The organism is Vagococcus sp. CY53-2 (genome assembly GCF_022604695.1).
In the GTDB taxonomy this organism is placed as follows: Bacteria; Bacillota; Bacilli; order Lactobacillales; family Vagococcaceae; genus Vagococcus.
Genome location: NZ_JALAHP010000004.1, coordinates 1 through 23559, shown reverse-complemented (window position 1 = coordinate 23559; position 23559 = coordinate 1). Strand labels below are relative to the sequence as shown.

23 protein-coding genes and 2 pseudogenes are annotated in these 23559 nt (G+C 31.8%); 2 read left to right on the top strand and 23 right to left on the bottom strand.

All coding sequences use genetic code 11. The features are described from left to right. Nucleotides 1–8: 8 nt before the first annotated feature. The 11 genes from MN581_RS07415 to kduI all read right to left on the bottom strand — a co-directional run bounded on the left by MN581_RS07415 (nucleotide 9) and on the right by kduI (nucleotide 11680). Nucleotides 9–824 (bottom strand): PTS system mannose/fructose/sorbose family transporter subunit IID, encoded by an 816-nt coding sequence (locus MN581_RS07415; RefSeq protein WP_079346280.1) that lies wholly within the window; start codon nucleotides 822–824, stop codon nucleotides 9–11. After that, a complete protein-coding gene (locus MN581_RS07410; protein WP_079346282.1) occupies nucleotides 814–1593 on the bottom strand; it encodes a PTS sugar transporter subunit IIC in 780 nt (259 codons plus the stop codon). The genes MN581_RS07415 and MN581_RS07410 overlap by 11 nt, the downstream gene beginning before the upstream one ends. Nucleotides 1594–1611: 18 nt before the next feature. Then, nucleotides 1612–2112 carry a PTS sugar transporter subunit IIB gene (locus tag MN581_RS07405; protein WP_117973661.1) on the bottom strand — a complete coding sequence of 167 codons (501 nt, stop codon included), beginning with the start codon at nucleotides 2110–2112 and terminating at the stop codon, nucleotides 1612–1614. A gap of 12 nt (nucleotides 2113–2124) precedes the next feature. Further along, nucleotides 2125–3303 carry a glycoside hydrolase family 88 protein gene (locus tag MN581_RS07400; RefSeq protein ID WP_117973662.1) on the bottom strand — a complete coding sequence of 393 codons (1179 nt, stop codon included), beginning with the start codon at nucleotides 3301–3303 and terminating at the stop codon, nucleotides 2125–2127. A 131-nt stretch (nucleotides 3304–3434) separates the two neighbouring features. Beyond that, complete coding sequence (locus MN581_RS07395) at nucleotides 3435–6191, bottom strand: sigma 54-interacting transcriptional regulator (protein WP_241699533.1); 2757 nt, start codon at nucleotides 6189–6191, stop codon at nucleotides 3435–3437. Between the two features lie 109 nt (nucleotides 6192–6300). Beyond that, nucleotides 6301–7107, bottom strand: a complete 807-nt coding sequence (locus tag MN581_RS07390) for a hypothetical protein (protein WP_117973666.1) — start codon at nucleotides 7105–7107, stop codon at nucleotides 6301–6303. Nucleotides 7108–7123: 16 nt separating this feature from the next. Then, nucleotides 7124–8137: a sugar kinase gene (locus tag MN581_RS07385; protein ID WP_241699532.1), complete on the bottom strand. Its 1014-nt coding sequence runs from the start codon at nucleotides 8135–8137 to the stop codon at nucleotides 7124–7126. Nucleotide 8138: 1 nt separating this feature from the next. Next, nucleotides 8139–8786 carry a bifunctional 4-hydroxy-2-oxoglutarate aldolase/2-dehydro-3-deoxy-phosphogluconate aldolase gene (locus tag MN581_RS07380; RefSeq protein WP_241699531.1) on the bottom strand — a complete coding sequence of 216 codons (648 nt, stop codon included), beginning with the start codon at nucleotides 8784–8786 and terminating at the stop codon, nucleotides 8139–8141. Beyond that, a complete protein-coding gene (locus tag MN581_RS07375) occupies nucleotides 8786–9973 on the bottom strand; it encodes an MFS transporter (RefSeq protein ID WP_241699530.1) in 1188 nt (395 codons plus the stop codon). The genes MN581_RS07380 and MN581_RS07375 overlap by 1 nt, the downstream gene beginning before the upstream one ends. Before the next feature lie 69 nt (nucleotides 9974–10042). Continuing rightward, entirely contained in the window at nucleotides 10043–10834 is a 792-nt protein-coding gene (locus MN581_RS07370) for a gluconate 5-dehydrogenase (RefSeq protein WP_117973674.1), read from the bottom strand. 15 nt (nucleotides 10835–10849) lie between these two features. Then, the gene (gene kduI / locus MN581_RS07365; RefSeq protein ID WP_117973702.1) at nucleotides 10850–11680 is read right to left on the bottom strand and encodes a 5-dehydro-4-deoxy-D-glucuronate isomerase; all 831 of its coding nucleotides are present in this window, start codon (nucleotides 11678–11680) and stop codon (nucleotides 10850–10852) included. A 143-nt stretch (nucleotides 11681–11823) separates the two neighbouring features. Between kduI and MN581_RS07360 the strand changes: the two genes are divergently transcribed. Next, nucleotides 11824–12063 (top strand): transposase, encoded by a 240-nt coding sequence (locus MN581_RS07360; RefSeq protein ID WP_347247405.1) that lies wholly within the window; start codon nucleotides 11824–11826, stop codon nucleotides 12061–12063. A gap of 655 nt (nucleotides 12064–12718) precedes the next feature. On the opposite strand, the gene MN581_RS07355 is transcribed toward MN581_RS07360, so the two are convergent. The 6 genes from MN581_RS07355 to amaP all read right to left on the bottom strand — a co-directional run bounded on the left by MN581_RS07355 (nucleotide 12719) and on the right by amaP (nucleotide 16440). Further along, nucleotides 12719–13351 carry a DUF421 domain-containing protein gene (locus tag MN581_RS07355; protein WP_241699529.1) on the bottom strand — a complete coding sequence of 211 codons (633 nt, stop codon included), beginning with the start codon at nucleotides 13349–13351 and terminating at the stop codon, nucleotides 12719–12721. 14 nt (nucleotides 13352–13365) lie between these two features. After that, nucleotides 13366–13806 (bottom strand): DUF3290 family protein, encoded by a 441-nt coding sequence (locus MN581_RS07350; RefSeq protein ID WP_241699528.1) that lies wholly within the window; start codon nucleotides 13804–13806, stop codon nucleotides 13366–13368. Between the two features lie 993 nt (nucleotides 13807–14799). Then, nucleotides 14800–14997, bottom strand: a complete 198-nt coding sequence (locus MN581_RS07345) for a CsbD family protein (RefSeq protein WP_241699527.1) — start codon at nucleotides 14995–14997, stop codon at nucleotides 14800–14802. 75 nt (nucleotides 14998–15072) lie between these two features. Further along, on the bottom strand, nucleotides 15073–15654 hold the full coding sequence (locus tag MN581_RS07340) for an Asp23/Gls24 family envelope stress response protein (RefSeq protein ID WP_241699526.1): 582 nt from the start codon (nucleotides 15652–15654) through the stop codon (nucleotides 15073–15075). Nucleotides 15655–15694: 40 nt separating this feature from the next. Beyond that, nucleotides 15695–15850 (bottom strand): DUF2273 domain-containing protein, encoded by a 156-nt coding sequence (locus MN581_RS07335; RefSeq protein ID WP_233519206.1) that lies wholly within the window; start codon nucleotides 15848–15850, stop codon nucleotides 15695–15697. Nucleotides 15851–15879: 29 nt separating this feature from the next. Further along, nucleotides 15880–16440, bottom strand: a complete 561-nt coding sequence (gene amaP, locus MN581_RS07330) for an alkaline shock response membrane anchor protein AmaP (protein WP_241699525.1) — start codon at nucleotides 16438–16440, stop codon at nucleotides 15880–15882. A gap of 219 nt (nucleotides 16441–16659) precedes the next feature. On the opposite strand from amaP, the pseudogene MN581_RS07325 reads away from it, so the two are divergent. After that, a pseudogene (locus MN581_RS07325) lies at nucleotides 16660–17072 on the top strand (DDE-type integrase/transposase/recombinase); the annotation flags it as partial. A gap of 334 nt (nucleotides 17073–17406) precedes the next feature. Here the strand turns inward: MN581_RS07325 and MN581_RS07320 are convergent. From MN581_RS07320 to MN581_RS07295, 6 genes and pseudogenes are all read right to left on the bottom strand, one after another. After that, nucleotides 17407–18198 carry a TraX family protein gene (locus MN581_RS07320; protein WP_256463828.1) on the bottom strand — a complete coding sequence of 264 codons (792 nt, stop codon included), beginning with the start codon at nucleotides 18196–18198 and terminating at the stop codon, nucleotides 17407–17409. Nucleotides 18199–18330: 132 nt separating this feature from the next. Beyond that, the gene (locus tag MN581_RS07315) at nucleotides 18331–18720 is read right to left on the bottom strand and encodes a DUF1093 domain-containing protein (RefSeq protein WP_241699524.1); all 390 of its coding nucleotides are present in this window, start codon (nucleotides 18718–18720) and stop codon (nucleotides 18331–18333) included. A 336-nt stretch (nucleotides 18721–19056) separates the two neighbouring features. Next, nucleotides 19057–20865, bottom strand: a complete 1809-nt coding sequence (locus MN581_RS07310; RefSeq protein ID WP_241699523.1) for an FtsX-like permease family protein — start codon at nucleotides 20863–20865, stop codon at nucleotides 19057–19059. 17 nt (nucleotides 20866–20882) lie between these two features. After that, nucleotides 20883–21635, bottom strand: coding sequence for an ABC transporter ATP-binding protein (locus MN581_RS07305; protein ID WP_117973691.1), 753 nt, complete (start codon nucleotides 21633–21635; stop codon nucleotides 20883–20885). A 265-nt stretch (nucleotides 21636–21900) separates the two neighbouring features. Beyond that, nucleotides 21901–22463 (bottom strand): annotated as a pseudogene (locus MN581_RS07300) (IS30 family transposase); the annotation flags it as partial. Between the two features lie 704 nt (nucleotides 22464–23167). Beyond that, nucleotides 23168–23559, bottom strand: a 392-nt coding sequence (locus tag MN581_RS07295; protein WP_241699522.1) for an LPXTG cell wall anchor domain-containing protein, incomplete at its 5' end; no start/stop codon positions are given.

The following is a 23559-nucleotide window of genomic DNA, read 5'->3' as shown; positions in this document are numbered from 1 at the left end:
CCACCCTACTATTTTAAGATTCCTAGCATTGATAAAGCGATACCTAATACAATAAGCAATGCAATCAAACGGTATGTTGACCATTTGTATTTTCTGATTAAGACATATACCCCTGCTGTAACTAAAACTGGTAAAAGATTTGGTGCAATTTTATCAAACACTGTTTGAAGAGCCACTACTTGATCTTTACCTTCAACTTTTGTCACATATTCAAGTGCTAAATTAGCTTTAACAAATGATACAGATAATCCTGAGATAACCGTTACACCAATTGTTGTCGCAATTTTTGCGATACTTGCCATTTTTTCACTCAATGTATCAATGACATTTGTTCCTAGTTTATAACCTAAGTAACCCATCAACATACGTAAACCAAATGTGATACCAAACATACACACGATGAAGAAGATAGGACCAGCTATTAAGCCATCTAATGCCATACCTGCTGCAATGGTTGAGAATAATGGTGCTAAACCAAATTGAGATAATGAATCCCCAATCCCTGATAAAGGTCCCATCAACGCAAACTTAATGGCACGTGTGTCTTCTTCATTTTGTCCACTATCATACATGGCTAATTGCATGCTTGTAATAAATGGAACTAACTGAGGGTTTGTGTTATAAAACTCTAAGTTAGAAATGGTAACGTCTTTTAATTTTTCTTCGTCATCTTTGTAAATTTTTCTAAGAGAAGGGAAAAGAATATTAGCATATCCTGTTCCTTGATAATTTCCATAGTTAAATCCATTTTGTAACACATATGAACGTAAACTTGCTTTAAAATAATCTTTTTTCGTTAATACTGGTTGTTGGTTAGATGCCATCTTCGATTACCTCCTCTTGTTCGTCTGCTTGTCCATTGCCTTTGTTATAGAAGTTGTTTAATGCAAGAATTGCGCCGGCAAATGCTAACCCAATAACTGGCATTGCTAAATAAGAAATACATACATAACCTAATAAAATAGCTGGAATGAATTCTTTTTTCACCATAACGTTTAAAATCATCGCAAAACCAATAGCTGGTAACAAGCCACCTGCAACAGATAATCCTGAAATAAGTGCTTGAGGAATAATGTTAACAAAAGCACGTAATACTTCAATACTCATTGTTGCAACTAAACCAATGATAAATCCAAATACTCCAAAACCGATAAATGTTAAGTTTGATGTTAATTTAAATGATTTGTAATTTCCTTCTTGGATAGATTTTGTTGCCCAAGAAAGTGATCCGGCATTTAATGAATAGATAAATGTAATCACAAATTGAATCATCACAGCAAATGGGAATGATAAAGACAATGCTGTTGGCACGTCCATTCCTGTGTCTTTTAAAGCAATTGCCATAATAGTCCCAACAACACCTGGTCCGATTGGGTTAGGTGGAACAGTTCCTCCAGCCCCAACACCAAATCCCATAAAGGCTAATTCAGCTGTCGCTCCCATTAATAACCCCGTTTGAACATCACCTAAAATAAGTCCGACACCAAATGATAAAAAGATTGCACGGTTAGTATAAATACCAATTAACTGACCGATTAAACAAAATGAAACAAATAACCCTACTAATAATGCCTGTACGAATGTTGCATCCATTTATTTTACCTCCAACGATTAATTTTCTTCAACGTATTTGTTTAGATCTAATCCACCACCAGCGTCGCCGCCCATTGGTGTTGTTTGTGTATTGAAATGTATCCCGTGTTCATTGTGTAATGTTTTCAAGGCAGCTAAATCCTCTTCACCAAGTGAAATGTAATTAGTTAATTGTTTTTTACCTTCTGTAAAGTGAATGTTTCCAACGTTTAATTCTTTGATTGGCACGCCTCCTTCAACTAAACGTAAAACATCTTTAGGATTTTTAGCTACTAGGAAAATCGATTGTTTAGGTGATGCTTTATGGATTTTGTCACATGTTTCTTCTATGCTGAAAAAACGCATCCCAATTGATTTTGAAATTAGTGATTTCATTAATGTTTGTTGAATACTACTTGTTGATACCTCATCATTGGCTACAATTACTAAGTTTGCTCCAAGTGAATTAATCCATAATTGTCCTTGTCCATGAATCAAGCGTTCGTCAATTCTCACCATTTTAATATTTGGTTCTGTCATTGTTTTTTCCTCCTACCAGTATAATGTCCAATCTTTATAAAAACGAAGAAGTGCTTCCATGTAGAAATAATCTCCCCAGATATTTGCCTCATCCACACCTTTTCCTGAATGCCATGAGTAAACACCATGAGTTAATAACCCATTTTCTTTTGCTAAATCAGTGTACGTGTAGTTCTTAATCAAACTACCTAATATAGCGTGAGAAGCGTAACGATACGTCATTGCCAATTCATCTGACTCTGGTAAATATTTCAACATCTCATTCATACCACATACCGCAATCGCTCCAGATGATGAATCTCTTGATTGACCACTGCCATCAGTAAAGATTAAATCCCAATATGGAACTAAATCCTCTGGTAAACGATTTAATAAATAGTTTGTAACAGCTTTAAAATCTTCTACAATGTAATCATTGTGTGTTTGATAATATTGAAGTGCCATACCATACACAATCCATGCCTGTCCTCGTGCCCAACTTGAATCGTCTGAATACCCTTGACGAGTCACGCCTTTTAATGGTTCACCTGTTTTAGGGTCGAAGTAGAATGTATGGAAACTTGAAGCATTTTCTCGAATCGCTGTTTTTAATGTTGTTTGATAGTGCTTGTCCGCAATATCTGAATACGTCATATCTCCCGTTTCTTCTGATGCCCAGTAAAGAAGTGGGATGTTTAACATGCAATCAACGATTAAACGGTAATTATCTTCTGCACCTAACTCGCCCCAAGCTTGAATGAATTCACCTTTTTCTTGGTATCTAGAAATCAGTTGGTCTGCTGCTAAAATGCTAGCTTTTTTAGCCTCTTCATTTCCTGTTAATTTGTATGCGCTCACACAAGACGGGATGTAAAGAAACCCTAAATCATGATGGTCAACTTCTATTTTTTCTTCAATACGATGTAAAAAATCTGTGACATGTTTGTCAGCTAATTGACGATATTTTTCATCACCGGTGTATTCATAAGCCAGCCATAACATTCCAGTCCAAAAGCCATTTGTCCACTCAATGTTTTTCATTTTCTCATAAAAACCATTTTTAGTAGCAGGACTTGGATACGTCTCACCAAATTTTTTAATATTCTCATCTACTAAAGCCACTGCATGATCCAGTGCATCGGTAATGTCTTTTTTAGATAGTAATCCTGATCCATAATAACGTTGTGCATTTAATAAATCTTCTTTTATCATCGCCACTTCTCTCCTTTATTAGTCTCACTTTATATAAAGCAAGTCACGTGCCAACTTTTTAAAACGCTTTATTTATAACGTTTTAAAAACGATAAATTGGATGTATAACCAAAAAAATTGGATTTACTTTATTAAAAAGTAAATCCAATTAGATTTGCTTGAAACAATTGATGCAAGTAGGATATTTCCCCTAAATCAACCGAGACATGATAGACTGACTCAAACTTTTCCAACCCTTGTTTAATAACATTTATAAAATAGGAGTGATTTTTACTAAACTCTTCTTCATCCATTAAAGTGTTTTGAACATACTCTCTAGTAATCACACGCTCAATCATACAACTGATATGAATATATAACGCTGTCTTCAAATTATTGGGAATTTTTATATCAAAAGCTTGTTCCCAATAATCAATCATCTCTGAAATTAACTCAATGGTTTTTTCTGGATTTAAAATACTTAACATTGTAACCAAATTCTCTAATGACAAGGTCTTCATGACACCATTATTCAAATATTGAATGTCCAGTGGGTCTAAATAACGCTCAAATATGGTTGCCAAATGCTTGTACCCATCTTCAGATACCACATCATCAATCCCAATATATTTCACACCGTCAACTTGTGGATCAGCTGTGCCTAAAATGCCAATAATATCATAACGATTAAACATCGTAGTATTGGTTTTCATTTTTTTCAGATGTGCATAATCGGATAAAACAAGTTGAATTGGCGTATTTTTAGGTAAATTTTCAGAAATGACTTCTTGTAATTTCTTGGCTGTCCCCATACCTGATTGGCACGAAATAATTAACGCTGGGACTTTTTTCTTATCCGGTTGGAACATAGAATAAGTTGAAAAATGCTGACGAGAAGATTCTTTTCCAATCATTTCAATATGTTCATTATTCACAATTCTAAAACCAACATCTAGCGCTAGTTGAGTTGAGACATTGTTGATAATCACAATTGATCCGTCCACACGATGCTCGAGCGCTTCTTTTAAGTCTTGTGTATGACCAATATCAATCAATATAATCGTGCCATTGGCTGTTTCATGCAAGGAAAGATAACGTTGCAGCTTCACGATAATCTCATTAAAACTCACATCTAATGACATATCAATTCCTTGATACACCTTTTGACCAATCATAGCGTTCGTTGTTTCCGCTAGACTAGATGCCGTGCTTTTTCCATGGCAAATTATCACACCATTGATTTGTTCTTTATGTTTCAAACGACGATAATAAGTAAAAATCATATTTAAAATCAAATAGTCCCACTCATTTAATTCAATATGGCCGATATTTGACATCTCTTTAAACAAATAAACAAATAAATCAACGGTATTCGTAACATACTCTAGCTTTTCTTTAAACAATTGATTGTACTGTTTTGCTCTATCGACTGCATACTCACTGTCTGATTCTCTAGCTAACAACAGCTCGATAAATAATAATAAAATGTCACGTGTTTCTGGCAATACTTCGATTTGATGCGTTTCATACATCACACGACAAACCTCATCAATCATGGAGACTAACTTGATTTTTAATGGCTTGTCTATCAACACTCGGTTATTAATTGATTTAAACTGTTCCTCTATTTTTTCAAACGACACATTAATCCAGTAATGCGAGTTAAGTTCTTCTCTCAAATATTGCTTACCAATGCTATCAAGCTCTCCATATAACACATCAAAAAACGTCGCAATCGATCGATAACTTGGGTCAATTACCGTCCCAGTCGGTGTGATTTTTATTTTATCTTTTGGCGTTAAATCAATTGCTCGAAACGCTTCTTTTTTCATATTATCAGGTAAATCACTAATCGAAACCGTTAATTCTTCCCCTAACCCTTGACGAACAAAGGCATTACCACAAATGTAACGGATTAAATTTTGTAATTCTCCTACGTTTCCAACAAATTTATAAGCTAATAAAAAATGAAACAGGGCATCTTCAATTAAAATATCTTTTTTCAGTAACAAAGCTTCTTGTCTAAAAAAATGATACAAGAATTCACGTTTTTCTCTAATACCACGACTTTCTAGTGACGGTACTTTCGCTACTATCGGAATACGTCTTGTGAATGTATCAAGCAAGTAATCATCCAATGTTTCAGTTGTCGCAAACATTAATCTCACATCTGCATGTGACCATGTTTCATTTTCTCCTACTGGCTTGTATTTTCCCTCATCAATAAAATAAAATAATTTCTCTTGATTTTCTGGTGTTAAACGATGGACTTCATCTATGAATAACACACCTTTATCAGCTAATGCTAATAGTCCCTTACTATCCTCATCGGCCCCTGTGAAACTTCCCTTTTTGTGTCCAAATAATTTAGAAGATAATAATTCTGGATTATCTGCATATTCTGCACAGTTAAACGTAATTAATGGGGCTGTGTCATCTAATAAATCCATTTGTTTTGCATAATCATAAAAGCGCTTAACTAAATATGTTTTCCCAGAACCTGTTGGCCCAGTTAAAAGAAACGGCATTCCTTTTGGTGGATAACTTAAAGCAATTTTCCCTTGCTTAATCACATGATTCAAACTACTTTGACTGCCAATCAACTGATCAAATACGTCGGTTTTATCTGCCAATAATTCCTCAAAAGAGTCATAAACAGATTTGGATAATTCTTGATTTAAAAAATCTGAGACCAATTGTTTTGGTAAATAATAGACTGGTTTAGAATTAATTTTGATTAATTCACCTTCTTTAAATAAATTATTTAAGTGGTGATTGACAATATTTGTTTTCTTTCCGGTCACCTCAGATATATGATGAGTTGTTGCAAAGTCACATGATTCTTCATTTAATATATCGACTAATTCAAATCCTTGTTCTAAAAGCAGTAAATAATTTACTTTATTCATCCCTATCATCCTATACTCTGACTTTCTAGTGAAAAAATCCACAAGATGGTTATCTTGCGGATATAACATTAGGTAAAAAAATTATAGTTCATCTCAATCTATTTGTAAATTACAAATCAAACTCTTGACTATATTCTTTTCCAAATACTTCAATTTGTGTTAACGCTGGAAACGGTGAGTCATCCTCATGTTTGATGAGATTTTTTAATGTCACACTCGTCACAGCAGTTGATGGAATGTCAAAGAACTGACGATCAAGAGCATTCGTTGTTTCAAGCACATACTCATCCCCTGTCGATAACTCTAAAGTCACACGTGTCCAGTAACTATCATGTGGATAATCTCCACGTAACACAAGTGCTACTTTATCAATTAATACTTCACGCGCAAAATCAATGGTAATTTGAGCGTCGACACGTTGATTGATGCCCCATGACTGGTACGGATATGACCCATGATTTTCATTAGCAACTATGCCATCAATCGCATTTCTAGCAAAGAAAGTTGAATCATTTCGTGTTTCAACATTTGCATAGGCATGAGGATAGCCTTTTGAATCATCTTTCTGATCGTGCGAATTTTTAGCTAAATTTCTGTAGGCGTTAATTTCATCTATTGTCGGTAACCAGGCTTTAACAAAATGTCTGGTTCCTTTAAACACGTTTGGCGAATAAGCTAAACCTAACTTTTCATCTAAAATCACTTGATAGCGCCACGTGGTACCCTCTACATAAATCAAACTAGGCTCAATTGCTGCATCCATCTGTACCCACACTAGTTGATTTGGCTCACTTAAAGTCAACTCAAAATAATCTCCTAATTGATAGGGATAATTCTTAAAAACTAAGTACGTCTCACCTTCTCTAGAACGTTCTTGTTTTATTGTTTCTTTATTTTTTAACGATAAAGTTAACATGTTCTCATCCTTTCGATTAACGATTTATTTTACTTGAATCACTATTGATAAACTGCTCGACTTCGTCTTTTGAAATATATAGCGAATCTCCTGAATAAGTATGCTTTAATACAGACATACCCGTAGCCAACTCTATACTGTGTTGTGGGTCATCTTGTGTGAGTAACCCATGTAACATACCAGAAGAAAATGCATCTCCCCCACCAATTCGGTCAACAATATATGGTATATGGAAATTTCTTGATTGATACAGCTGACCATCGTGCCACAAATTACCTTGAAGATAGTTTTCATCAGTTGATACCACGTCACGTGTTGTCGAATAAATCACTGAAATATTTGGATACATCTCTTGCATTTTTTGACTATAATAAGTCAATTCATCGACAGTTGAAGCTGCGTTCTCAAGCGGTGTGACACCGAGTAGATTAATGGCATCTAATTTACCTGCAGAAAAAATATCAACAAATGGTAAGATTTTTTTATAAACATCTGATGCTTTTTCTAACGACCATAATTTTGCACGATAATTGCTGTCAAAAGAAACTGTTACCCCTCGTTCTTTTGCTCGTTTCATCAAATCACATGTTATAGTCACTAGATCCTCACTTAAAGCAGGTGTGATACCAGACACATGGAACAAGTCTACTCCGTCAAATATCGTATCATCTGCCCACATCGTTTCTTTTAGTTCTGCTAAACTTGAGTGCTTTCTGTCATATACCACACTTGTTGCTCTAGGACCTGCTCCTACTTCAACAAAATAAGCACCTAGTCTGTCTCCAGAATAATAAACATCTGAGGTAACCACACCATATTTACGAAAATGCTGTAATGCTCCTTGACCTAATGGGTTTTTGGGAACCACCGACAAAAGTGACACATCATGAGATAACCCACTTAGACCAATACTCACATTGGCTTCACTGCCACCATAATGGAAAAAAAGGCGTGAACTATCTTCTAAGTGTTGACCTTTCTCAGTTGAATAACGAATTAATATTTCACCTAATGTGACAACTTTTCCCATGCTAGTTCCCTCTTATTTCATTTAGTTTTCTCACGTAAGTCTGAGCATTCTCAGTCACCACGTCATAATTATCTCCAGTTAATCCTTTAGTTAAATTGCTGCCAATTCCAACTGCAATCACACCATTATCAAACCATTCTTGCATGTTATCTAAACTCACACCACCAGTTGGCATTAAATTCACATGAGGAAGTGGTCCTTTCACGTCTTTAATAAAGCGTGGTCCCACAATATCTCCAGGAAACACTTTAATAATATCAACTCCATAAGCTAATGCTGTATTAATTTCAGTAATAGACATACATCCAGGTAAATAAGGTATCTGATACAAATTACATATTTGAGCTACATCGGCATCAAATGATGGACTCACGATAAAATCGGCACCTGATAAAATAGCTAATCTAGCTGTCGTCACATCTAAAACGGTACCAGCACCAATTACAACCGAATCATCTTCTTTGTATTCTTGTGCTAAGTCTTCAATCACACCACTCGCATTTGGTGTCGTATACGCCACTTCAATAGCTTTAATATTACCTGCAACTGTTGCTTTTGAAATATTAACACCATCTTCTTTTGAGTTTCCACGAATCACGGCTACTAACCCACATTGTTGTAATTTTGATAATACTTGTACTTTTTTCATCAAATTTCCTCTTTTCTTTGATTAACAAATTGGTACCAAAAGACACCTAATAACATCATAAAAATGGCCAATATAATGGCTACCATGCCCCAGAATATGGTAAATGTTTGGGCAAGATACCCTGTAACGATTGGCATAGTGATACCACCTAATCCACCAATCACTAATATCCAACCTAGTGACATTGGATGTTTTTTAATGGATGAGCCTGCTATTGTCATAGCTGTTGGGTAAATCCCACCCATTGAAATACCTAAACCTAATACTGATACTAAAATCATGGTGATACTGTTACTGGCAAGTAATAGCCCATAAAAAATGGCACTACCAATACTAATAAGAGTAATCAATGTTCCCCGTGACAGGCGACTACCTGAGAAAACACAACCTAATCGACCAATTAAAATTCCTACCCATAATAACGACGAAATCATTTGAGATTGTTGGATAGTTAATAAATCAGACTGAATAAAATATGTCACCAACCAACCTGTGATAGCAGATTCTGCACACAGATAGAAAAAAATAATGATAATCGTATTCCAAAACAGTGAATCTTTAAAAAACGTATAATCTTTTTCTTTAGTTGTTTGATCTTTTGCTAAGCTGTCTCCTTCAATTGGCATATTAAAAAACATCATTTGAGAGACTACAATCAATCCTATAATTCCGACTAATAACCAACGCCATCCATTTAACCCAAATAACTGACCAAATAGCATCACTAAAAATGGCGATAACAATGCCCCAATTGCAAATAAACTATGTAAAAAATTTAATGCTGAAGGGTTACTATCTGTAATATCATTGACCGTCTTATTGTTAAAATTTGAAATACTTCCTCGACTAATTCCGGTAAAGAAAAAAGCAAATAAAAGTATCCACGGTGTTCCTACACCAATTATTAATAAAAAACCAATAATTACAAAACTACTTAAAAACAAAATCGATTTTTTCCGGCCATAATACAGCGGTAATATTCCGGCCACAAAACCTGCAATCAAATTTCCAGCCTGATGACTTGATAACAACATCCCACTGACTGTTTCGTTTACTGAATAAGCGTCACTCAATAACGGTAAAATCGAACCAAATACCATTGAGTACAATCCATTAACAAAAAATATAAAGAAACAACACCATAAAATATATTTATCTACTGCATTTAATTGTTTATAAAACGACATTTTTTCTACTCTCTACCATCTTTCTATTTAAAATAAAAAAGTAGCACGAGAATCGTGCTACTCGCGTGATTAAGGTTGTTTTCCTATATACGCTAAAATTCCACCGTCTACATATAAAATGTGTCCGTTAACAAAATCAGATGCTTCAGATGCTAAGAAGACTGCTGATCCTTGTAAATCTTCAACCGTTCCCCAACGCGCAGCTGGAGTTTTGGCAATAATAAAGTCATTAAATGGATGACCTTCTTCACGTAATGGAGCTGTTTGAGGTGTTGCAATATAACCAGGGCCAATTCCATTACATTGAATGTTATGTTCACCAAACTCGGCACAGATATTTTTCGTTAACATTTTTAGTCCGCCTTTAGCGGCTGCATAAGCACTAACTGTTTCACGTCCTAATTCACTCATCATTGAGCAAATGTTAATAATTTTTCCATGACCTTTTTCAATCATGCCCGGTAACACAGCTTTCGACATAATAAATGGGCCATTTAAGTCAATATCAATAACTTGTCTAAAGTCTTCTACTGACATATCTAACATTGGCATACGTTTGATGATTCCAGCATTATTTACTAGGATATCAATTGTTCCAACCTCTTCTTCTATTTGTTTAACTGCTGCATTTACGGCTTGTTCATCCGTTACATCAAACACATATCCTTTAGCGTCAATTCCTGCTGCTTTATAATTTTCTGCTCCTTGAGCCACTGATTCTTCATTAATACTATTGTAGACAATCGTTGCTCCAGCTTCATGCAACGCTTGAGCAATACCAAAGCCAATACCATAAATCCCACCAGTTATTAATGCCACTTTGCCATCTAATCTAAATGAATCCATTGAAAATTTTGTCATTTTCTTACACCCCTATTATTTTAAGTCATCCATAGCGACCATATCCATGTCACCGTATGTGATGTTTTCGCCACACATTGCCCAGATAAATGTATAATCTGCTGTTCCCACACCTGTATGGATTGACCAACTTGGTGAGATGGTTGCTTGTTCATTTCCCATAACTAAATGTTTTGTTTCATCAGGTTTACCCATAAAATGGAAAACTTTTGTATCTGGATCCATATCAAAGTATAGGTAAGTTTCCATACGACGCTCATGTGTGTGACATGGCATTGTATTCCATGAAGAACCTTCTGCTAAAATAGTGTATCCCATTTGTAATTGACAGCTTTCACAAACGTTTGGATGAATATATTGATAGATTTTACGTTTGTTTAATGTTGTTGATTCACCAGTTTCCATCGGTGTGATATTATCAATGCTGATTTTCACATTTGGATAAATTTTATGTGCTGGTACTGACACACAATAGAATTTAGCTGGATTGCTGGCATCATCTGATTTGAATTGAATTTGTTTTGTTTCTTTTCCAATATAGTAACCATCTTGTTTCTTCATAGGTTCTTCTGTTCCATTGATAATAATAGAACCAGGTCCACCAATATTAATGACACCTAACTCACGACGTTCTAAGAAGTAATCAACACCTAATTCTGTTGATAATTTAATTTCTAATGCTTCATTGGTTGGTGTTACCCCACCAAAAATCATACGATCATTATGTGTGTAAGTTAATAATACTTCTCCTGGGACAAATAACTTTTCAACTAAAAATTCATCTCTTAATTGTTCTGTTGAAAAATGACGAATCATTTCTGGACTGCTTCCGTATCTTGTTTCCATCTTCATGCCAAATTACCCCTTTTCTTATTTGGAAATAATATTTCTTATTAAGAAATCTATAACCTGATTATAGCGACTTCACCAAAAAAATGCAACCATTTTCATCAAGAATATGTATTCATGAACTCTTTATGCTAATATAAATCGAAAAAAGATATACAAAATGGCTGATTCTTCTGCTTCAACAGATAAACAATGGTACACAAAAGAAAACAGATAAACTTTATAAACAAAGAAAAATTGATATAGAACCAGCCATTAGAAATCTGAAGACTAATTTGCCGTTCACTCGTTTCTCTGTTAGAGGAAAAGACAAGGTAGTTAATGAATTAGTTTTTACATTAATGACAATAAACATAAGAAAATCAACTAGCTATAGGTAGTTGAAAAGTATGAATGAACTCAGAAGGGGCTTCCTCAAAAGTATTAGAATAAAAAAAGTCCCATGAAATCCGTTAATTACAACGTTGGTTTCATGGGATTTTTATTTTTATAGTTAAGTAATTTTTATTAAAAAGTTACTTTTGAGTTAGCCTATTTCTCAATGGGAGGAAATTGAAAATCTGCTTAAAACAGCATAGACCATTACACAAAATCAGAATGTGTCTGTCTATTGTTTTAACATTGCAACAGAATCGTATAAAGCAAAAAAATCTTTTAAACTTAGCTAAAAATAAAAAGGGATTTTTTATTTTATAGCATTGATTTGTTTTTAAAACGGTTTTTTATTGTATTTTTTTATAAACGCTGATTATAAAATTAAGCTAGACAACTAAAAAAAATCATTTGTGATACACTCAAATTGGATTTCCAACCAAAGTGAACAAGGAGAGTGATCACAATGACCTATACACATCTGACTACAGACGAGCTAGTTTTGATAGATTCTTATTACCATCAAAAGTTGAAATTTAATCAAAACAAACTACTAGGCTATTAATATAGCTAACAGCTTTTGACTTCCGTATTTTGATGAAGTAGGTTGACAGATTAACGAGATTTTATCTAGTTTTTAGATTTGCAACACATCCATACTATCTATGTTGGATAAGGGAAAAATTTTAATTCGCCAGAAACATATTCACCAACAAATATTTGATTAATATTTTTCAATCCAGCCTTATTTACTTCTGAGTTTAGCCAATCTAGATCTTTATGAATCATTTCAAGTATATCCATATCAGGTTGTCCATCAATAATCACAGGATATCTAGTTGATTCATCACCGTATTCTGTAATTGTTAATTGTCCATTTTGCTCTATAATTGCTCGTTTAACTTGAGACACGTCACTAATCCCATTTTCTCTCAACTTTAACATCAATTCACGCCCCTGTATTCCCTGCTTCATACATTGACCTACATTAATCATCCCATCTTTAATTAGTACTGAGGTCTTTCCATCAACAATTACTTTCATAAAATGAAAATTTTCTTTTAAATATTTAACTATCATAACCAGTATTGTCCAAATTAATAAAACAACTAGAAATTGTAGTACTGTAACAGATTCATTATAAATAACGCCTCCTATAATCCCCCCCAATACATAATTTTGAATCTGATCCATTGGAGATGATGGAGCTAAGTTACTTTTTCCCATAAGATTAATCTGAAATACAAGACAAATAATGCCTAAAATAAACTTAATAACAATTCCATTCACATTCATTTATTTTCAACTCCCTAATTTTTTTTGATAATTTCTCCGTTTAACAACGTAACTTTTTTCAAACTAAATGCAGACTTATCAGCATTTAGTTCAACCGAATAATAGGATTCATTCAATTTTATAATCGTGTTATCATTTAATTGATATGAATTTATGTATATATTATCTTTATCAATTTTTTCCTTTTCTGATAAAACATTAATAAAATTTAGAACTTCAGAAACTTGATGTTTTTGATTTAAGGATTGAGAATAATCCATGTATTGCATACAAGAAATTAATAATAGTGACAAAAAAGCTATAACTGCTAGATCTCTATACTTTGTTTCAAATCTTTTTTTTAAGAATACAATAATAAGAATAATAAGGCCAAATAGCAAAAACATACCTATGTATCGAATAATGTTATTTATACTTACTTGATTTTCAAGAATATCAACACTGTAAAAATCCATAAAAATTTCCCTCCTTCATAAAATTAACTTATTTCTAAAAATTGTTCATGATGCATGGGCACTTATTTTAAAACATAGTCTTTCCACTAATTTATTATCCTCTCAATTCTCTAGTATGCTCTGCACATTTGATTCAAGTTGAATCTTTAATAGTTACTTTGATATGAATATTTTTTAAAGGATGATCTATGAATAAAAGCAGTAATAGCAATATCCAAATTCCTTGTACAACATCTGTTAAAATCATTGGTCACTTTTTTACGAAGCGTTCTACAAATGAGTTAGCGAACATTCCTCCCAACAATTTAGTTAGTAAAATGGACACGCAGCTAAGAATGAAAGTAACACACGTCTTTTTTCTTAATATATCCAATTTTAGATTGTAAAACTAGACATTTTACTACCAAAAGACGCAATAAGTTGATGATTGTCCTTTTGTCATTCCTAGTGTGCTATTCTAATCAACATGATATTATTTCCTTTTCCCTACCTACATCCGTTAGTTTAAGTTTAGAATTATATATACCTAAATTGTACTAGTAATTTTAAAAACGCCCCTGTCAATACCCCAAAGGCTAGCGAAAAATATGGTTATGTTGCAAAGGTTAATGAAGTGTGATTTTTCGATATAATGACTTTAACTAAAATGATTGGAGGAACGATGGTGAAATAATATTTTAAGAGAAAACCATACAACTATCGAAATATTATTGAGCCCGTTGACGTATACTGTCATTTTCCTTTAAATTATCGTGATTGTTCTATTATAATAATGAAGTTAGCCACACAACGATTAAAGAAATTGAGGTTGTTTCGGCACTATATAAAGAAAGTCGAAGAGAAATTAACCTCTTCGACTTTTCACGTGGGATAAAATTGAGCTCTGCTTAAAGCAGCATAGCCCATTAAACAAATTTGGGATGCGTCTGTCTAATTTTTTAACTTTGCAACACAAATACTATCAATTTATTGACACTTCTACTTAGCTTTAATTTATTTGTTATCAAACTTTTCTTTAACGTCACCAATAACTTCTTCTGTTTTGTCTTTTATATCAGAACCAACTTCTGTAATTTTACCTTCAACTTGTTTTAAAACACCTTCACCTTTTAATTCTTCATTGTCTGTAACATCACCAGCAGTTTCTTTTGCTTTGCCAACTAATTTATCTGTTTTTCCATTATTTGTCATAATAATAACCTCCTGTTCTTAATTCAATATCGTTATACTATCTTCTAATTCTTACTACTTGCTGAAGTTAATCATCTACTTTACTCTTGAACCCATAACATTATCCTCAATATTTGATACTTGATCGCTTAATTTATCTCTAACATCTGAAGTAGCTTCTTTTACGTTATCTGTCTTTTTAGAAACAAAATTACTCGTATTTTCTGCAGCTTCTGATAACTTATCTTGTACTGTTGTATTCTCTTCTTCGTATTGTTCTTTGGATTTTACATCCACAACATTTACATTTACCTCTACAACATTTAGACCTGTCATCTTTTTGACTTCTCTAGTAGTAATTTCTTTTATGCTATCATAAATGTTATTCATATTTCGACCGTATTCACAAACAACATCTAAATCGACAGCGACTTGTTCTTTACCAACCTCTACATCAATACCCGATGTAACATCATCTGTATTGACAATTTTTCCTGCTAAATTAGATAAAAAACCGCCATCAACAGTTAATAACCCCTCAATTTCTTCCAAAGCAATACCTATTATTTTTTGTATTACTTTATCATCAAACGTCAAATCTCCTTTTATTGTTTGATTTTGATTCTGTCCTTTAGTATCTGTTACTTTACTTTTTTTGTCTTCATTTTTATTACTCATTGTAATTCCTCCTTATATTGTATTAATTATATTAATCAACCTAAAAAATTTTAGATTGTAAATAAAAACCGATATAGCATCCAAGTAATGTGAATATTAGGACAAATAATGTTTTAAAGAAACCAACTATTATAATTGATAAACTAATAAATAGCCCTATAATACCAAATAAAACAGTAAGTTTGTAATCGTTCAAAAGTTCTTGTAACAAAGTTATCCCCTCCTTTAAATAACCCGACTTTTATTAGAATCGCTAGATTTATAGTTCTGAAAATTTACTCGAACTGTCATATTTTCCTCTATACCAAATAGGGTAAACAACCTATGTTCAATAGTCTTTGAAATACTTTCTTTTCTCTTAACTAAATCATTAGTGGATTCGTTAATATTGGCTTCTATATTAACGATAATTTTATTTTTTTTAAGAATAGATGTTACCTTCGGATCATTTAAAAAATACTCCTTTTTTAAAACATTTAATACAAAATTATCAATTGCTTTGTTTTGAACTGATAAATACCCAGAACTTTCTTTAATTTTTATTTGGTTCTTTTTAATAGGGATAAAAAGAAGAACGACTATGGAGACCAAAGACATACCAATCCAAAAAATACTTAACCAAAAAATAACACTTGATAGATAGGTGTTAAAATATGGATAGTTTTGAATTTTAATTAAAGAGAAAGGTAAACTAACGGCATATTGTGAGATAGTAACAGCAGAAAATAAAGGAATAATTAAAGTCAAAATTAGAATAGTCAAGAATATTTTTATACTAGTTTTCAAACTACTCACCTTCTTTCGAAATGTAATTGTTTAATTAATTGTACTATATTTAAAAAAAAAAAGAAAGTAATTTAAGTGATAATGACAATAGAGATGATCAATTGATGGTTGTGTTACCCAGTTTAATTAAGGGTTGTTTTTCGATATAATAATTTAACTAATATTACTGGAGGAACGACGATGAATAAACATTTTAAGGGAAAATAAAACGACTATCGAATTATTATTGAAGTCATTGGCTTATACTGCCATTTTCCTTTAAGTTATCACGATTGCTCCATTATAATAAATAAAATGCAGCATTAAAATTAAACAAACAACGATTTATTACATGGTAAATTGTTGTATTATATTTGGAAAAAAAGAAATAGAAGTAAAAGGTTTAGTGATTCCTGGAGAATTTACGAGACGTATGTCAAAATGAAAGGGAAGGAGTATTACCTTTATCGTGCGATTGATTCAAATGGAAACTCTCTAGATATGTGGTTGCGAAATCATCGCGATATAGTCTCTACTAAAACTTTTATGAAGCAAATCATTCAAGATTATGGTCAGCCCTATTATATTGTGACGGATAAATGGGATTTTCTTCACTCAAGGTAATTAAAGAACTAAAAGAAAAAAGTATTCTTGATTAAACAGTGAGTCATTTTATACTGTTGCAGCAACGATTAAAGGATTTGAGGTTGTTTCGGTACTACATAAATAGGCTGTACACTAAATTGTGTTAATAGACTAAAATTAGAAAGTAGTCTAATTATGTTACAAAATGTTATTAGTTAGATTTTCTACAGATAATGAATCTCTTGAACCTCTCCTGACTTCTGTCATGAGAGGTTCAAATACTCTTTGTTTTTCGAAACGTGATAAAAAGGTTAAATTTAATCAAAAAAGACTGCTAGTATATTAATACATCTAACAGTCTTTTAATTTCTTTATTTTGTTTAAGTTTCGTGAACTGAAATGTTAATGATTATATAAAAAAGCAGATATTAGATAAAGTAAAGCAATGTGTGCAGGATAGAAGATATAGAAGAAGTACTTCATCCCTTTACCTTTTTGTCCGTTATACATCATAATAGGTATAATAGCAAATATCATAATCCATTGTGTAGACCCCATAAATAAATAGAATAACGCTGTTATTATAATCATCAAAATTTGTATGTTTCGCTTGTTTCTAAAAATATATAACAACGGTATCAATAACACCCTAATACCATTCTCAGCTAAAAATATTGCAGGCACAAACGTCATAATGAGTGTCATGATACTAGAATTTTGTAAAATGGTTGGATTAGATAAAGCAATACTTACTAGAATAGAAGAAATAAATGGTAACAAAATCAATAAAAAGCCACACAATATGTTTAATACTTTCTTATGTTTCTTTCCAGAAATAATTAAATCTATCCCCGCCATCATTAAAGTTCCGATAAATAAATCTCTGAAAATATTATTTATTAAAACCACTTGATCGTAGTGTACAATTTTTTCCAAAAAGAATGTAAGGAAAGACATTAAAATCATTGAAATATAAAGTCTTAGCATGTATCTTTTTTTACTTTTTGTATGAGAAAAACCAACAACACTTACAAAAAAGAACAGAGTTGCTACTGGTCTTCCAAACCAATCTACCCAGTTTGGAATACCAAATGGTACAAACATTTGATGTATATGATCAATAAACATCAGTATAATGCCTATAATTTTAATATCAAAAATGGATAACCTCTTAGTCTTTAAAACATTATTCAAATTAATTCCTCCTAAAAAATCATGAGTGTAATATATAACAAATTCAGTAGTAAATACAAATTTAAACCTATTATTCAGATTAAATAATAGGTTTTTCATCTACCAAATAAACAAAATTAACTAACACTCTTGTTATTCATGTAATTTATTTAATACATTTTTGGGGATTTTAGTTTTTGATATCTCGTTAGGTCCTTTAGTAACACGTTTTTTACTTATTTCAGCTTTTACATATGAACCAGGTGTTAGTGGTTTTAATTGATCACTCTCTCCAGTTAAATCGTATTCCATTTTTTGTACACTTCCATCTTCTTTAACAAAATAAAAATCATAGCTGTAAGTTTTGCTTCCAGCAACTACACTTCCATCTTGATATGTTGCGTCTTTTATTTCTGGAATTTTATCTGAAACTTTGGCGTAAGCAACCTCACTTTTATATGTTTCAGCATAATATTTATAACCTTTATATCCTACAAATACCATTACTACTAGTAATATACTTAAAATAACTTTTTTTATCATAAACTATCGCTCCTTTATAATTCATATAAAATATTTTTTTAAATTAATTAAACCTTCCAGACATATATAAGAGTATTAATCCTATGATAGATAGGATAGTTCCATAAAACATCTGAGAAATCATGGAAATGTCACCCAATAACAAACGAAAAAGGAACCACTTCCTACCAAAAACAAACAGAAAAACACCGATTAAAAATATAAAGACTCCTAAAATAACTAAAGGATTATCTACATAGTTAGCATTCATTGAATTCTCCCCATTTCTTACCGATATTACATAATAACGTGTAGTATTTTCTAATAATAAAATATATTTGATTGATCTATATTTTTTTAATAATCATCTAATTCTTTAGGTATAACGATACTGCTATATAAAGCTACGGTTAATACATAATAAATAGTATATAAAAATATAAATATAGAAAAAGGTATCCAAATTCCTTCGTATGGATTACTTATAAACTCTTTGAACATTTGTAAACCAAACAGTACATGGATAATACCTAAAATGCCAGGTAAAAAGAATAAAACACCGATTTCTTGTATGACTGCTTTTTTTAGAAGTGATTGTCTAGTTCCTATTTTACGTAACATTTGGAAACGTGCTTTATCAGTGTTAGCAGATGATAAAATTTTAAACATTAAACAACTTGCTAACATCGTTAAAAATGCTAATCCTAAAAAGAATCCCATAAATTGAAATCCAGCAGAGATAGAATTTATTGTTTGATATGTTTCATATTTTTGTGATACGTTATCCATTTCATTATTCGAATTCATACTTGGGTTATTACGATTATTTTCTAAAACTAATTTTTTGATTTGTGGCAAACTGTCTTTAAAGTTAACTACTTTGATTAGTTCTAGGTTTGTCTTAGGTAGATTTAGTATGTTAAACTCCGCATTAGAGACAAATTTTATCTCTTTATTTCTTTGGTCGGGTGTCATATATTTTTTTAAAATGGTAATCCCATCTTGATTTTCCTTTAATTGATTTCCAGTGTATTCATTAATTTTTTGATTATCTACATTTTTATCTTGTAATGGCTGCTTATTAAATTCATCTGAATTATAATATAAAGTATTCGAATCTTCTTTTTGACTATATTTTGCATCAAAATTTATATCTAAATCATTTATTTGTTTTTGATTTATCTTATCTGAATTATTTAATACCAAGTCATATGTTTCACTATTATTAGCTATTTTAATTGGCTGAGATCTAAATGCCAGACCAACGGTAATAGCCCCCATCGCTAGTGCAAATAAGATAGACACCATTGTTAAAATTTGAGTGTATTCCCTAATTCTAAAAGTTAATTGTGATAGTGTAAAGTTTGTTAGTTTTTTCATTGATATGGAATCAATATTTTTCATTAAACTCAAAACAACAATAGCAATCGCATGAAACAAGCAATAACTTCCTATTACTATAGTGACAAGTGCTACCTCAATTGAAAATAATTTATATGTTTGAATATTATCCAGCATATAATATCCAAGACCTAAACTTAAAGATCCGAATATTGCTTCAAGTATAGAGAGAATTGGACGTCTCACTAATTTTTTCGTAGTTGATTGTTCGTTTAATAATTGTAAAATTTGTTTACTCATAACAGAACTCGAATTAATAAGTGATGTTATGATAAATAAAATACTAAAGATTGAAAGTGTCCAAACAATAGCTAGTAAGTTAAATGGAGAAAATCCTGTAACCACTATATCTAATTGACTCATTAAAAAATAATTAACAACATAAGTAAGACACACGCCTAATAAAATACCGATTAATGTAGCAGATAATCCTATAATAAATGTCTCTAAAAAGATTATTTGAGCAATTTTTTTAGTTTTTGCACCTAACATCATGAGCATGGCATACGTTCTTTGTCGTAATGTCATCAAAAAAGAATTGGCGTAGAGTATGTATACAATTGTAATAATAGTTAATAAAATAGTTCCTAGTTGAAAAATCATCGTTGCCATACTGATACTGGTATTTCCTTCTAAAAAAGCTTTATTTGTTGCAAGACTTTGAAACATGTAAAAAATAGCTGAGGCAATAGTTAAACCCGAAAAGAGAATCATATAATCTCGTAATCGACTCTTTATACCTGTCATAGATAACTTCCAAATCATCGTTTTTTCTTTCCTTTCTATTGCTCTAAATTACCTAAAGAGACTAAAATTTCTCGGTAAAATTCATCGCGCGATTTTTCTTCACGATTTAATTCTTGGTGTATTACACCATCTTTTATAAATAAAATACGTTTACAGTAGCTAGCCGAGAATGGATCATGCGTTACCATTAAAACCGATACATTATCCTCATAATTTAGCTCATTCATCATATCGAGCAAATCTTTTGCACTTTTAGAATCCAAAGCACCTGTTGGCTCATCTGCTAATAAAATGCTGGGGTCAGTGACTAGTGCTCTCGCTGCAGCGACACGCTGTTTTTGTCCGCCAGACAGAGCAGTAGGGTATTTGTCTAAAATGTCACTAATTCCCAAATGATGTGCTACAGTATTTATTTTATTTTTAATGATTTTAGGCTTTAAATTTTGTAATGATAGAGGAATCGCAATATTTTCTGAAGCAGTCATGGTTTCTAATAAATTGAAATCTTGAAAAATAAACCCAATCTTTTGTCCTCTAAAATCAGCTAATTTATCTCCTCTTAGTTTCATAACGTCTTCACCAGCTATTTTTACGTCACCGTTAGTTGGTTTATCAAGAGTGGACAAAATGTTTAATAAGGTTGATTTTCCTGAACCAGATGCTCCCATAATCCCAATGAATTCCCCTTCTTCTACATCAAACGTTACATCGTTTAAAGCAGTTGTTTGTTTTTCATTGTTTTTTCCATATACTTTTTTTAAATTTTTTACACTTACTACTAATGCCATATACATTCCCCTTAAAGTTAGATTTAAATAATAAAACCAAAGATATATATAGACCTTACACTAAATAAAAAAAATAATATATAGTACTTTAGTATGATTTATTTAAAACAACGTAGTTTAAGGTGAATACAAGAGATTTTTTTATATAAAAAGCTTTATAATTTAAAATAACTAGAAATACAAGCAGGTTTTTAGTCAGAATGATTAATTGTTTTTTTAACGATATTTTATTGGTATTTTTTAAAATTTTCATTGATTAATGAAGCTAGATAAAATATCGTTTGTCTACATAACTCAAAAATACTACTTCCAATAGTGTTTTATAATTTAATGATTTTCTAGGAATATTATTTCTTTTAAATGCGATAGATTGGATAAAAAATTCTTCAACTTTGTTGAAATCCATTTGTTTAGGCAATCCATCTTTACGTAATAAGCCATTAGAGTGTTCATTTAAGCCTTGTTGTGAGGATATTCCTGGATTGGCAAAATAACTATCAATATCATTTAGATTGCTGATTGATTTCCAATTAGAAAACTCTTTACCACAATCGAATGTGATTGTTTTAAATACATGGCATGGAAACTTTTTAAACCAATTATTTAAACTATTTTCGATACCTATGCTCGTCTACCTATTGGTTTTAACGTAATAATCACTTTCGACAGCCTTTCAATGAGTGTGATAACAGCACTTTTATGCCCTTTCCCAACAATTGTGTCACCTTCAAGGTGACGTAAGTCATTATTAAAGAGTTGATAATCCTTATGACGTTGATGTATGGTTCTTTTAAAGGCTTGTTTGTCATTTTTTTCTTTATAACCATTCGCTATAGATAGTCTGTTTTGCTCGTTTCAATTGTTTCGCAATGTATGTTCCTTTTTAACTTGATGGTAATAAGATGCTATCAAAACTAGCTCGTCTGTAGTCAGATGTGTATAGGTCATTTTTGATCACTCCCTTTGTTTTATTGGGGTGGAAAGACCATTTGAGTGTATCACAAATGATGTTTTTTAGTTGTCTAGCTCAATGTTACAATCGGCGACATTTAAAAAGCATCGAGAAGAAATTAAAAATACAGTTGAAACATCTTATTCAAGAAGTTTTTATAATTTTAAGCTACGACTACGACTATAAATTCAATTTACTTAAAATAATCTGTCTTTAAATCACCAAAAAAGATCTAGAAAACCAAATGGTTTCTAGATCTTAAATTCTAACGTATTACTCTCAACAACAGTAGTTGACAAAGAGATGATATTTTCATTCTTAAATCCTTATTTTAGAGACTTTTAAAAAAACTTAGACGGAACGAGTATACTACGAATTTAAATCATTTAATAATGTGAGAATAATAATTTTCTTCCAACACACTAATTAATCTCATTTCATGTTTGAGACTTTTTTATCTACATTATTGTCCATCAACATGATTTGGTGTACAGCCATTTATTTTTTACTTGTCAACTTAAATTGCAGCAAACTTGATTATTACCATTAATCAATAAAAATAGATTCATAGCTGTTTAGTTTATTTATTCCGTTTCAATTTCCACCCTAACAATCCTCCTGCTAACGTTAATAATAATAGTCCTGTACTTAATAATGATTTATTATCATATTCACCTGTAGATGGTAATTTTTGTTTACCTACGGTTCCTTTTCCAATCACCTTATTGTCTTTATCTTTGATCGTGATTTTATCGCCACCAACCCCTTTGCCGGATACTACTTGCTCTCCTTCTATTGGTTGGTTGACGGTTGGTTTATGGGCGTCTTTATCGAATGGTTTTTCAGCCACCGTTGTGGTCCCTGGGGTCCCTTCTTTGCCATCGGTCGTTGGGATCACCGTTAATTCTTCCCCTTTTTCTAAAGGTCGATCGGTTTTAACAGTAAACGTACCATCTTCCGCTACGGTTCCTT